Genomic DNA, 12695 nt, shown 5'->3' on the forward strand with positions numbered 1-12695 from the left:
TGCGAAATTCTAAGTTAGAATTTCGCGTGATAGTTCGGTTTTTTGTTTAGCTGAAATATTTATGTCCCAGCCTCTTTATTTAAATAGGAATGATATAATAGGTTATTATTCACATGTTTTTTACAATTAAGATATATGGTATACGATTGAGGAGGAGAAAATATGGCTAATAAATTTTGTCCAATATGTGGCGAAGAAAATAAATGTGAAGCAGGTGCAGGGGAACATGGTAGCTGCTGGTGCAATAAAGAAACTTTTCCTAAAGGTGTATTTGAGTTAGTACCAGAAGAGAGCAGAAATAAACATTGTATTTGTAAAAGTTGTTTAAGTAAATATAAGGAACAAATTGAAAATATATAAATAATTATAAGAAAAAAGTGTAATACCATTTGCTATTTTATAATATGTCTGTTAACCTTAGGTAGAGTTATTTTTGTTCTTTTTTCAGATTGAGAATATATTTTGTTTTTCGTCTAAGGTATTTGAGCAAGGATAGTTACACTATGTGTGGAAACACACACCAGGAGGCAACAATTATGGAACAAGGTAAAGTAAAATGGTTTAATGCAGAAAAAGGTTTTGGATTCATCGAGCGTGAAGCAGGAGAAGACGTATTCGTACATTTCTCAGCAATCCAAGGCGAAGGTTTCAAATCTTTAGACGAAGGTCAAAGTGTAACTTTTGAAATTGAGCAAGGTCAACGTGGACCACAAGCTACAAACGTTCAAAAAGCTTAATAATGTTAAGTGTCAGACCCTTAATTAAGGGTCTGTTTTTTTATTTGCTTATTTTTTTGTTAACTAAAATTGATTTCACCACCTGTTGTCCAATGACAAGAGGCTTATAGACAGAAGGAAAGCCCCATTCAATAAATGAATAGAGCTTTGCAACTACATGAACTACAATGAGTAATAGTATAAACGGTAGGATAAGTATAGCACAGTATGATTAGAATCCCTAATATTACTTGAGAATATATTTTTCACAGGAACTATTGAGGGTGTTTTACTTATTTTGTTCAAGATGAATTTCCTTCACTCTTCCGATCTGTCCATCTGTAAGTCGGACTTTGATGCCGTGGGGGTGGGTGCCCGATTTAGTAAGAATATCTTTCACTATTCCTCTAGTAAGTTTGCCGTTTTTTTGATCCTTTTTTAAAACAATATCAACAGTTATACCTGGAAATATGTCATTTCGATTTTGTCCGTTCATTAGACGCCCATTTTTCTACGTGTATTACTTGTTTTTTTCGTTAGCTGACTTTTCATTTTCTTAGTTGAAAGGTCGTTATTTGATTTGCCTTTACTACCCGAAATCTGGTTCTTTTTGTTCTCAAGTTGCTGCTTCATAGCTTCTTGTAAGCTGATTTTCTTTTTCGGTGCTTGTGGTTCATTATTCTCAGTCATAGGATAAACCCCTTTTTTATATGATGTTAGTTCAGTATAATCTAGTTTGTACATATGTCAAAGAAAAGCAAGGGCAATCCGAAAGGAAAATAATGCTGTTTTATGATAAATATGTAAATGATTGATCTGGAGAAAAACCGCAGATTATTGAGGTATTTTCCATTATTAATTGACTAAATTTTCAGAATTATATATGATTTTGGTAGAATCTGTGAAAATGGTTCTATTACATATGGCAAACGCAAGGGGGATAACATGACAATACAATTTTTACAAAAAGAAGAATCGTTCCGGTTTTTTGATAGTAATGGAAATGAAATTGAGCGCAAAACAGTAATTCGTTTTGATCCTTTAACTGGAGAATCTTCACGGATTGTACCAGATGGGGGATTAAAACTTACGCCTCCAGATTATACAGAACTTGGTCGGCAAACAAGTGGGTCAAAGTGCCCGTTTTGTGCTGAAAATCTCTTAAAAATGACACCTGTTTTTCCTAGTGAGATTGCGGAAGAGGGCAGAATTTTTCAAGGAGTAGCTACTTTATTTCCAAATTTATTCCCTTATAGTAAGCATAATGGAGTCATTACTTTTTCCGGACAGCATTATGTTCGTTTGGAAGAATTCTCAGCACAAATGATTAAAGATGTGTTTTTAGCTGCACAGCAATATATAGAAAAGGTCCAGGAGAACGATAAGGAAGCTCAATTTGCTTCAATTAACTGGAACTATCTTCCTAATTCTGGTGGAAGTATACTCCATCCTCATATTCAGGTGCTCATTTCTGATTCGCCAACGAATCATCAAGCGTTGATTAATGCGAAACTGAAGGAGAAAGCTTTCCAAAATGATTATTATGCATCTTTGTATGAAACAGAGAAATCAACTGGTGACCGCTGGATTGGTGAAAAAGGCAATGTGGGGTGGCTGCACGCATTTGCGCCTAAAGGACATAATGATTATATGGCTATTTTCCGTGGTAAAGCTACGATCCAAGATATCACTGAGTCTGATTGGCTTGATTTTGCGGAAGGACTAACAAGTATTTTTGGTGCCTTGAATGAACAAGGCTATGCGAGCTTTAATATGGCATTAAATCTATCATTTAATCAGGAGAATCCAAGCTCCATTGCTGCCCGGTTGATTCCAAGATTCTCATTCGGGGTGCTGGATACTAGCGATGCTAACTTTTTTCATACTTTACATGGAGAACCGTTAAGTTATAAAGTACCCGAGGAAGTTGCTGGTATTGCAAGGAAGTATTTTGAAAAGTAGGATATACCTTGGAAAAATGAGGCTGGGACAAAAGTATTTCGGCTAAACTAAAATCGAACTGTTATGCTAAATTCTAACTTAGAATTTAACATGATTGTTCGGTTTTTTCTTTTTAGAATGAGTATCTATTCACCCGAATGTTGATTTTCCATAATTGGTCTAATTAAAGATGGATTTTGAGTGGGATTTTGAAATTTTGCTAGGTATTAGATGAAAAATGCGGTATTTTTTTATAAAACGTGACTGGTTTGGGTTGAATCCACATCATTTTTGTAAAAAAATCATCGTTTTTGTTTATAACATATTAATTTTTCATGGTTTCACTTTATTTGGGGAAAATTATTTGCACAACTTTTTTGTGATATGCACATGAAATAGTGGATATGCTTCATTTGAAAAAATATATGATACAACTTTTTGGATATATGCACGACTTTTAAAATATATGCACAACTTTTGATAGACTCCGCATATATATGCACAGGAAAACTCGGATATGCACACAAATATAATTTATGAACACATTTAACATTATATGCACAACCCTAAAATTAGGTGCCATTTAGGTGCCTGTCACCTCCCGAATTTTCTTTACCACAATAGAAAAGAGGCATGGACAAAACCCGGTTTGGATACAAAAAAGCCTGTGAAATTTTTACGAAGGATAAAATTTCACAGGCTTTGCCTTTTTCATGTATAGAAGCTAGTTTTGTCCCAGCCTCATTCTTTACATGAACCCGAAAAGAGGAAGTAAAAAAATCGTAAGTTCATACATCATTAATGCAAAAGCTGTCGCAGTTTTTCTGCATTGCGTCGGCTTGTATTAATAACATCCTCCGCCAATTTCCTGCTTTCCGGATCTAAATCACCCTTAACAAGCTCTTCTGAATATTGAACGCCATAATTTTCAAAGCCATTAATCGCATCCTCAATAATATCTGATGTGTCATTCGGAAGTGTAACTTTATGCATAAAGCTATGCATCGAGCCAGTGACACCTTCGTCATCAGCGGGTACGCCGCCAAGATTTTGGATTCGTTCGGCAATAATTTGAGCGTTAAGTTTAGTATCTTGCTGCATCGATTGAAATTCTCTCTTTAATTCTTGATCCTCAACTTTTTGGATATAATGTTCTAAAGAACGAATTCCCATAAAGGCTCCACGCAATAACGTATTTAATTCTTCTATTACAATTTTTTGATTCAAATTGGTCAACCTCCCATCTTATTATGAGGAAATTCATATGAAATATTCGTGAAAGAATGATAAAGAAGCAGGGGTTATGGACAATGTTCTTGTATATTGAACACAGGAACAAAGTGCTAGAGACAAGGTGGTGTCGTGAGTTGAAGGTTGAAGCATTGACGAGGGATAAAATAAAGGCATTTGTGATGTATTGCAGAAAGCATCGGAATGAGGTGGATGATTCTTTTTTATATGATAAAGACCTGGAAAATTTCACTCCAAACAGTGAAAATCCAACATATATTACGACCAATCAAAGGGATAGAATCGTAGCAACCGCTTCGCTGATAATGAATGATTATTATCGTAGGGGAAAGCAGGGGAGGTTTCGAATCTTTCATTCTGAAATTGATGATGTAACATACTACAAAAATCTTTTTCAAAAACTACTTGAAGATATCTCAGATTTAGACAATCTCTTTATCTATGTTCCAACAAATAATATCCATTTGATGAATGCCATGCCTCAATTGAAATTTCATAAGGAAAGATATGCATTTTTGTTAATAAGAGACGTTTTACCAATAGTAGAGTCAAATTTACCACCTCATTATCACTTTGAAACACATAAACTTGGAAAAGATGAGCAAATTTGGTGCGATATTAGAAATAGAGCCTTTGCCGAACTTAAAGGAAGTCAAACTCCAATTACTGAAGAAATGGTCGTGAAATTACATTCGCAAGACGATTTTATTACAGGTGGAATGAGAATTCTTTACCATCATGATAGGCCAGTGGGACTGGTTAGGGGTTCCCGAGATGAATACGAGGGAGCACCAATTATGAATATCGGTCCCCTTGCATTGATTACTGAATATCAAGGGAGAGGCCTTGGTCGTGAACTCATTATAGAAGCATTGCGGATTGCTAAAGAAAACAACTATCATCGTACGGTATTGTCTGTGAATGGAGAGAACGAAAGGGCAAAGGCACTTTACTTAAAAGAAGGGTTTAAAGAGGTCGAATCAGTGGTTTGCTATCAATATTATATAAAAAAATGATTATTTGGAAGTCGTGATTTATATCTTAGCAAACATTTATTAAATTTGTGTTGCAAAGGTGTCTTTTGTTTTTTCACAAAAGGCACCTTATTTATTGTCATTTTTAAAAATTTTAATTGATAATGATTATCAATATCATTATAATGAAGTTGAAAATAAAATGATTCACACGGGAGAGATGAATATGACAAACCTAATTCTTGTATTTGCAAGCATGACTGGAAACACTGAGGAAATCGCACAATTGGTTGGTAAAGGAGTAAAGGAGGCTGGTGTCAATTTAACAATACGTGAATTACCTGCCGGTGAACCGAAGGAACTAGAGCAATATGATGGTATTCTCCTAGGGTCATATACATATGGCGATGGAGAGCTTGCAGACGAATTTTTGGATTTCTATGATGACATGGATGGTTTGAACTTGGATGGAAAAATGGCTGCAGTGTTTGGTTCAGGTGATACAGCCTACGAGCAATTTTGTGTAGCGGTTGATATCCTCACCGAAAAATTGCAAGAGCTTGGGGCAACGATTGTGCAGGAAGGTTTGAAAATTGAACTTTCACCTGAGGATGAAGAGCTTTGTATTAATTTTGGGAAAAGCTTTGCTGAAAAAGTAAAAGAAGTAAAAGCAATTATTTAAAGAATTTTTAGCTTGGGCCATCCATAAAATGTTCAACAAGGGTACCATTTTACTCCTATACTAACGAGCAATAAATCCTGATCCTTTTAAAAGACTGAGATTAATTGGAAAGGGGGATGCAAATAATCCCTCTAAGAATGGATAACCTTTGAGAGGGAAGGAGTGTATGAATGGGAACGTTTCTAGGTGCAACATCAGTGACAAAATTAAGCAATGGCGCTTTTATCATTGCCGCTGATCACGAGGGTATCTTTGTAAAGCGGAAGGATGAATGGGTCAAAACTCTAGACCTAACAAAGGAAAGAATCCTAGATTTAAAAAGTACAGATCAAACCGTTTATGGTGTGGGTGATAACGGGTTATTCATTAAGAGTACGAATGGCGGAGTAACTTGGACAATGAAACGATTCCACACCCAATGCTCGATGTGGAGCGTGTGCTGCAATGATGCTGGGCTTGTTGTAACCCATTCTGATAAATCTTTGTTTCTATCTCGAAATTTTGGTGAATCATGGCAAAGAATTGAGCCGTTTTCTTTTTGTAAGTATCCTCCAGCTATTCGTTCAGTTTGCCTACATGAAGACCAATTATTTATCGGTACAAAAATACATTTTTCAAATGGAGGAATATGGAGATTACATCTTAAAACTGGAGAAATTCGCAAAATTAGAAAAGAGAAAAACAGCATGATTGCCTCAATGGAAGTTAATGAAGATACTCTTCTCGCGGCTTGTGGTTCTTGTCGTGGAAAAAGCGGTAAGATCATTTTCTGCGAGCTATCACAGCTCATTGGGAAGGAAATACCAACATGGAAGACATGTATCAGTGAAAAAAGTGAGGCCTGCTATTTGGATTTATCATGGAGTGATAATGTTCTTTATACAACTTCAGCAAAAAATAAACATGGGATTGGAACCATCTCCAGAGTGTTTCTAAATGAGAAGAGAGTAGTTCCGTTTGGTGAGGTAAAAGGGCATGGTTGGAGAATAGTCAACAGAGAAGAAGAGTACGTTGTTGCGGGTCTATATGAATCTTATCATTACAAAAAGTTACTGCACTAATTAATTGAAAAACAATGTTGCGGACGTTGCTTAAATCAGCGTCCGTATTTTATAGGAACAAATTAATAAATTATTGGAAAAATATAAATTCCTACTTGACTCATGGGAATAATTTGGTTAATATTCAAGTATGGTTTTATTATAATTAAAGCTGACTGGATCACCAGAGGCTCTCGAACGCAAGTGATTGTACTTGCGTTCGAGAGCTTTTTGTTTTTACCTAACATAATCAATAAAAAGGAGTGCTTATTACATGGTAAATCTTGAGAGAGAAAAGCTTGATCACATTTTACAGCTAATAAAAAATATAGACTATGGATCAATTTCAATTATTGTTCATGATGGTCAAGTTACACAAATCGATAGTACAAGAAAGAAACGTTTTGCGGTTGAGAAGAAAAAGCTGAGAACTGGTAATTATTAATATTTCATTTATAAAAAAGAAGCTTCTTACCGCAAAACCCATGTAAATTTATTGGAATACCATATTTTTTATTAAAGGGGAGAAATAAATGTCAAATATTATTATCATTTCTGGAAGTCCATCAAGTGTTTCGAGGGCATCAACGATTGCCGAATATATTGGTGAGCTTTTAAATAAAAATGGTCATAAAACACAACATCTCAAAGTTCGCGACCTACCATCTGAGGATTTATTACATGCTAATTTCAATAGTCCATCAATTATTGAGGCAGTAAATTCAGTAGTCAATGCTGATGCAGTGGTCGTGGTAAGTCCTGTTTATAAGGCTAGCTATACGGGGGTTTTGAAAACATTTTTCGATTTACTTCCTGAAAAAGCACTGTCAAAGAAACCGATATTACCAATATTAAATGGAGGGACTACAGCTCATTTATTAGCTTTAGAATATGCACTTAAGCCGCTATTTTCAGTATTAGGAGCAACAGAAATTCTAAATGGAGTGTTCATTGGGGATTCCCAAGTTAAGTATTCTGAAGCTGGTGTCGTATTTGAGGATATTGAAATTGAAAACCGATTACAGAGTAATGTAAATGAATTAGTCCAAATTATTAATAAACTCTCGATTGCATCATTAAATTAATATTATCAAAGCATGCAGGGTTCGAAGTGTAATTCGAATCCCTGTTTTATTATTTTACTGATATTTCGTTACACGTTTATACATATGTGAAAGACCATGGTTGTTTTTTTATCGCATTAAAACTATTTCGATATATTAAACATTTTATGATAACAGTTGACACTTTGCCTATTCGGTCATATTCTTAAGTTGAATATATGGTTTCTTTCTTTTTTGAAAGGAGAAAGTTTGAATGGCAGCATTGTATATCAGCATAGTGATCATTGCGGTTTATTTGTTATCTAGATACCTGCCCGTTAATGGAATTCAAAATGTGAAATGGACAGAGATTAATCTAGATGAGGTTACAATTCTTGATGTTAGAGATTTTAATGAGTCATATAAATCTTCATTACATGGTGCAGTCAACATTCCAGTTGCTTATCTTAATAGAAGCCTAAAGGAACTGCCTTTAAAGGAAATCCATCTTGTAGCAGCATCAACGCTGGAGAAAAACATTAGTGCACGCCTGTTAAGAAAGAAGGGTTATAGAGTTAGTAGTTATACTCTTTTACCTACTAATTATAGTTCACCGAAAGAAAATGGTATTGAAATCGAAACCTCATGATGAAAAATGAGGTTTTTTTATTAGTAAAATTTGTAAAGGGTTGTGGGGATAAATGATTAGTGCGGCCTTACATGGAGCAATTCTAGCTTTAGGGTTGATACTTCCTCTAGGAGTTCAAAATGTATTTGTGTTTAATCAAGGTGCAACTCAGCCCAAGTTCACTTCAGCACTCCCTGTGATTATTACTGCAGCAATGTGTGACACAATATTAATTTTGCTTGCTGTAAAGGGTGTATCTGTCATTGTATTTGGGGTATATTGGTTTAAGCAAGTATTAATGATATTTGGGATTTTGTTCCTCATCTATATGGGTTTTGTCACTTGGAGAAGTGTTTCAGATGAATTTTCATCAATGGAACATAGAAGAGTGTTACCGTTAAGAAAACAAGTTGCCTTTGCAGCATCGGTCTCCTTACTAAATCCTCACGCGATCATGGATACGATTGGGGTCATTGGAACAAGCTCTCTTTCTTATTCAGGATTAGAGCGTTTTTCCTTTTCGATATCCTGTATGGCGATTTCGTGGATATGGTTTTTTTGTTTGGCCTTTGCTGGACGACAGATTGGGAGATTGAGCCATTCGACTAGTTTTATCTCATACCTTAATAAAATTTCAGCAGTTATTATATGGGGAGTGGCAGTCTACCTTATGTTTTCTTTTAAATAGCAGTTTTGCCATAATTAAAGGAAGTGGAAAATGTTGAGTAATCAAATCATTAGTAAGAACCTTGATATAAAAGACTTACATGCAGATTGTGAAAAGTGCTTTGGTTTGTGCTGTGTTGCCCTGCCATATGCGAAATCAGCTGATTTTGCCTTTAATAAATCAGGAGGAACACCCTGTCGTAATTTAGGACCTGACAATCGTTGTGGTATTCATCAGGACTTAAGGGAAAAAGGATTCCGTGGTTGTGCAGTTTATGAATGCTTTGGCGCGGGTCAAAAAGTCTCGCAGTATACATATAACGGACTGGACTGGCGCGAAAATCCTAAAATTCAAAACGAAATGTTTGAGGTTTTTCCAATAATGCAGCAGATGCACGAGATGCTTTCATATTTATATGAAGCTATACAACGTAAAGAGGCAAAGCCTATTTTTGGAGTGTTGCAGACTGCATTAGATGAAACTGAAGCGTTGACGAAGCTCACGGCAGCAGAAATCCTCAATCATGATGTAGCAGGACATAGAAGACATATTAATGAATTATTGCTACAAACTAGCGAATTAGTTAGAGGGAGTGTAAAGTCTGTCAGAGTAAAAGGTAAGTTGAAAATCGGTAGGGGTAGTGATTTAATCGGTGCAAAGCTTAATGGGGTAGATTTACGCGGTGCAAATTTAAGAGGCGCATTGCTGATTGCGGCCGATCTTCGCAACACAGATATGAGAACTACAGATCTAATAGGAGCAGATTTACGAGATGCAAACTTAAGTGGGGCTAATCTCGTTGGTAGTATTTTTCTTACCCAAGCCCAACTGAATTCCGCAATGGGAAGTGTGGACACTAAATTACCCCCTACTTTAACCATACCGAAGCATTGGAAGTAGTTATCCTTTAATTCAGCAAATGTAAACCATACAAAACCAAAGGTTTTTGTATGGTTTTTGTTTTTTAGCGATTGACATTAATCAAACAGACTTAGAAAAATATCCACTATGTGGGGGTCAAATTGAGTCCCTTTGTTTTCCCAAATTTCACTTAAAATATAGTTCAAATCGTAATCTCCTCGGTATACTCTTTTGGATGACATTGCATCAAAAGCATCAGCTACAGCCGTAATCCGTGCCAATAAGGGAATCTCGTCGCCCTTTAAACCATAAGGATAGCCTTTACCATCATAGCGCTCATGGTGGTAGAGGATGATATCTAAAACTCCGCTATTTTTAAAGTGAGAAACGTGCTTAATCATATCAAAGCCAATCACTGGATGTTTTTTTACAATTGTATATTCCTCGGGAGTTAATTTACCAGGTTTGTTCAAGAGTGATTCAGGAATTCCAATCTTTCCGATATCATGGAGTAAACAGCCAATTTCAATTGAATCAATCATGCTTTTATCAACCATCATCGCATTTGCGATTTTCACAGCATATTTAGCTACATTTTCTGAGTGGTGAGATGAGTAGGAATCCCGCGAATCAAGGATATTAGATAACGCAGTGGTTAGCTCTATCTGGTTATTCTTCACTCTTTGAACACTCTTCATCAAGCCTACTGTAATAAACGTAATTAATATGTAAGTCATTAAGTACGTTAAGAAGGTTGTATAGTTATGATTTCTTTCAGGGATGAGAAAATAGCGTAGGTAAACAATGAGTATGTCTAATAAAATAATGAGCCAGGCAGGTTTTTGATAAAAACCAATACCTAAAAAAATCCCTGAAAATATATATAAAATATACAAGTTATTTGTATACTCAAAGACAAATTCACTTAAAGTGAAAGCCGAAATAAGCAATAGATAAAATCCCAACCGAAAATACTCAGGATAATCTACCCAATGGTAAAATTTTTTTAACATAAGTCCTCCATTAAATACACCTACCACAAGATTCATTATTGTTAGCATTGGTTTAGAGCATATAGACTATTTATAAAAAAGTAACTTTTTTGTATTTTATTATCGAACAATAATGAATATTATTTCAGAAACATGCAATGCCTATGGTAGACTACATAATGTAATGTTAATAATCTGGCGGGGGTTAATATGTACAGCTTTAAAAATGATTATAGTGAAGGTGCCCATCCACGAATTTTAGAGGCCTTAATTCAAACGAATACCGAGCAAGTGGAGGGATATGGCGAAGACCGTTTTACGAAAAATGCAATACAACTGTTAAAGAAAAAAATGGGTCGAGATGATGTTGATATTCATCTTTTATCAGGTGGAACACAAACTAATCTTACGGCGATTTCTGCATTTTTAAGACCACATGAGGCTGTGATTTCAGCTAGTACAGGCCATGTTCAGACCCATGAAACCGGAGCAATTGAAGCTACCGGTCATAAAATCATTTCGGTTGAAACGGTTGATGGAAAGCTTAAGCCAGCTCAATTGAAGGAAGTAATCAAGGCGCATACTGATGAGCATATGGTTAAGCCGAAATTAGTATACATATCGAATTCAACTGAGATTGGAACAATTTATAGCAAAAAGGAACTAGTACAATTGAATGCATTTTGTCACCAAAATCAATTAATTTTGTTCATGGATGGTGCAAGACTTGGATCTGCACTATGTTCTACTGAAAATGATTTAAGGCTTAGTGATTTACCAGAGTTAGTTGATGCATTCTATATTGGCGGGACGAAAAATGGGGCTTTGCTTGGGGAAGCACTAGTGATTTGTCGCGATCCTCTAAAAGCGGATTTTAGGTTTCATATGAAACAAAAAGGTGCATTATTAGCAAAAGGCAGGCTATTAGGAATACAATTTCTTGAATTGTTTCGGGATGATTTGTTTTTTGAGCTAGCTACTCATTCCAACAGACTTGCTCGCAAGCTATCTATGGAATTAGCTAAATGTGGTGTTCAATTTTTAACGAATTCACCTTCAAATCAAGTCTTTCCAATTTTAACAGTTGATGTAATACATCAGCTTCAAGCGAAGTATGATTTTCATGTCTGGGATAAGGTGGATGCGAGGCATTCAGCAATCCGTCTCGTCACTTCCTGGGCTACTCCAGAAAATGCGGTAAATGAACTGATTGAAGATATTAAAAGGCTAGTAACGACAAAACAGAATGAATCGTAGTTTGTTGGAGTCTGAAAATTGAATTTAGTATTGAAAACAGGAAACTCTGTAAAAACAGAGTTTCCTGTTTTTTGTACCTTCGAAAAAATCAATTGTAAATGCTTCTATTTACCTAAAGACTATTTCTTATTTATTTGTCGTCCGCTTTTCTTTTGACTTTGAGACTTTGAATTGCCAACCTGGAAATCAGAACCTAATTCAATATCATTTCGATTATCCTGTCTTTCTAGTTGTTTTCTTATTTGATCCTTATTCTTCATCCCTTGCTTTGACATGCATCATTCAACTCACTTTCTTTATAGTATCGTTCTTAATATGCTCAAGATTAACGAAAAAATGAATGTACTCGTGAAACAAAACCGTGAAACAAGAAAATTCGGGCGGTGACAGGCACCGAAATTTCAAAAAAAGGTGACTTTTCTCACATTTTTTACTTGAAGATTAGAGAATTATCAGATAAAATAAAGGAAATGAAAAGACTATGTGTGACTGGCGAAACACGGATAACCGTGAGGGAGCACATAGTTGCGAAGCCGTTCGCCTGGGCAGAGGTAAGGGATTTGCACATCCCTTACCTCTTTCTGCTTACTAGGAGGAGATAAGGGCAGTTATACAACTATACTCGTTTTAATTATTGGATTAT

At 35.6% G+C, this 12695-nt stretch carries 17 protein-coding genes and 1 riboswitch; of the genes, 12 read left to right on the plus strand and 5 right to left on the minus strand.

The window, feature by feature from the left end; translation table 11 throughout:
- Positions 1-162 precede the first annotated feature (162 nt).
- A complete protein-coding gene (locus FXW34_RS04985; protein ID WP_147532865.1) occupies positions 163-360 on the plus strand; it encodes a cysteine-rich CWC family protein in 198 nt (65 codons plus the stop codon).
- Between the two features lie 176 nt (positions 361-536).
- Positions 537-737, plus strand: a complete 201-nt coding sequence (locus FXW34_RS04990; protein WP_066299304.1) for a cold-shock protein — start codon at positions 537-539, stop codon at positions 735-737.
- Between the two features lie 268 nt (positions 738-1005).
- Here the strand turns inward: FXW34_RS04990 and FXW34_RS04995 are convergent, their stop codons facing one another.
- Both FXW34_RS04995 and FXW34_RS05000 read right to left on the minus strand, forming a co-directional pair.
- A complete protein-coding gene (locus FXW34_RS04995; RefSeq protein WP_147532866.1) occupies positions 1006-1212 on the minus strand; it encodes a YwbE family protein in 207 nt (68 codons plus the stop codon).
- The gene (locus FXW34_RS05000) at positions 1212-1406 is read right to left on the minus strand and encodes a hypothetical protein (RefSeq protein ID WP_147532867.1); all 195 of its coding nucleotides are present in this window, start codon (positions 1404-1406) and stop codon (positions 1212-1214) included. Before FXW34_RS05000 ends, FXW34_RS04995 begins: the two co-directional genes overlap by 1 nt.
- Before the next feature lie 255 nt (positions 1407-1661).
- On the opposite strand from FXW34_RS05000, the gene FXW34_RS05005 reads away from it, so the two are divergent.
- Entirely contained in the window at positions 1662-2678 is a 1017-nt protein-coding gene (locus FXW34_RS05005) for a hypothetical protein (protein WP_147532868.1), read from the plus strand.
- Between the two features lie 777 nt (positions 2679-3455).
- Here FXW34_RS05005 and FXW34_RS05010 read toward each other — a convergent pair.
- Entirely contained in the window at positions 3456-3884 is a 429-nt protein-coding gene (locus FXW34_RS05010; protein ID WP_246140865.1) for a DUF2383 domain-containing protein, read from the minus strand.
- A gap of 140 nt (positions 3885-4024) precedes the next feature.
- Between FXW34_RS05010 and FXW34_RS05015 the strand changes: the two genes are divergently transcribed.
- The 8 genes from FXW34_RS05015 to FXW34_RS05050 all read left to right on the plus strand — a co-directional run bounded on the left by FXW34_RS05015 (position 4025) and on the right by FXW34_RS05050 (position 9842).
- Complete coding sequence (locus tag FXW34_RS05015; RefSeq protein WP_187118835.1) at positions 4025-4924, plus strand: GNAT family N-acetyltransferase; 900 nt, start codon at positions 4025-4027, stop codon at positions 4922-4924.
- 184 nt (positions 4925-5108) lie between these two features.
- The gene (locus tag FXW34_RS05020) at positions 5109-5564 is read left to right on the plus strand and encodes a flavodoxin (protein ID WP_147532870.1); all 456 of its coding nucleotides are present in this window, start codon (positions 5109-5111) and stop codon (positions 5562-5564) included.
- Positions 5565-5734: 170 nt separating this feature from the next.
- The gene (locus FXW34_RS05025; protein WP_147532871.1) at positions 5735-6625 is read left to right on the plus strand and encodes a WD40/YVTN/BNR-like repeat-containing protein; all 891 of its coding nucleotides are present in this window, start codon (positions 5735-5737) and stop codon (positions 6623-6625) included.
- A gap of 253 nt (positions 6626-6878) precedes the next feature.
- Positions 6879-7049 (plus strand): YezD family protein, encoded by a 171-nt coding sequence (locus FXW34_RS05030; RefSeq protein WP_147532872.1) that lies wholly within the window; start codon positions 6879-6881, stop codon positions 7047-7049.
- 88 nt (positions 7050-7137) lie between these two features.
- Positions 7138-7689, plus strand: a complete 552-nt coding sequence (gene ssuE, locus FXW34_RS05035) for an NADPH-dependent FMN reductase (protein ID WP_147532873.1) — start codon at positions 7138-7140, stop codon at positions 7687-7689.
- A gap of 232 nt (positions 7690-7921) precedes the next feature.
- A complete protein-coding gene (locus FXW34_RS05040; protein ID WP_147532874.1) occupies positions 7922-8296 on the plus strand; it encodes a rhodanese-like domain-containing protein in 375 nt (124 codons plus the stop codon).
- Between the two features lie 52 nt (positions 8297-8348).
- Positions 8349-8963: a LysE/ArgO family amino acid transporter gene (locus tag FXW34_RS05045; protein WP_147532875.1), complete on the plus strand. Its 615-nt coding sequence runs from the start codon at positions 8349-8351 to the stop codon at positions 8961-8963.
- A gap of 30 nt (positions 8964-8993) precedes the next feature.
- Complete coding sequence (locus FXW34_RS05050; protein WP_147532876.1) at positions 8994-9842, plus strand: pentapeptide repeat-containing protein; 849 nt, start codon at positions 8994-8996, stop codon at positions 9840-9842.
- A 77-nt stretch (positions 9843-9919) separates the two neighbouring features.
- Here FXW34_RS05050 and FXW34_RS05055 read toward each other — a convergent pair whose 3' ends face one another.
- Positions 9920-10816, minus strand: coding sequence for an HD-GYP domain-containing protein (locus FXW34_RS05055; RefSeq protein WP_147532877.1), 897 nt, complete (start codon positions 10814-10816; stop codon positions 9920-9922).
- A gap of 189 nt (positions 10817-11005) precedes the next feature.
- On the opposite strand from FXW34_RS05055, the gene FXW34_RS05060 reads away from it, so the two are divergent.
- The gene (locus tag FXW34_RS05060; protein ID WP_147532878.1) at positions 11006-12052 is read left to right on the plus strand and encodes a threonine aldolase family protein; all 1047 of its coding nucleotides are present in this window, start codon (positions 11006-11008) and stop codon (positions 12050-12052) included.
- A 119-nt stretch (positions 12053-12171) separates the two neighbouring features.
- On the opposite strand, the gene FXW34_RS22815 is transcribed toward FXW34_RS05060, so the two are convergent.
- Positions 12172-12327, minus strand: coding sequence for a hypothetical protein (locus FXW34_RS22815; RefSeq protein ID WP_169098777.1), 156 nt, complete (start codon positions 12325-12327; stop codon positions 12172-12174).
- Positions 12328-12527: 200 nt separating this feature from the next.
- Positions 12528-12606: riboswitch (ZMP/ZTP riboswitch) on the plus strand.
- The last annotated feature ends 89 nt before the right edge of the window (positions 12607-12695 follow it).

The organism is Bacillus marasmi, assembly GCF_902168435.1.
Taxonomy (GTDB): domain Bacteria; phylum Bacillota; class Bacilli; order Bacillales; family Cytobacillaceae; genus Bacillus_BU; species Bacillus_BU marasmi.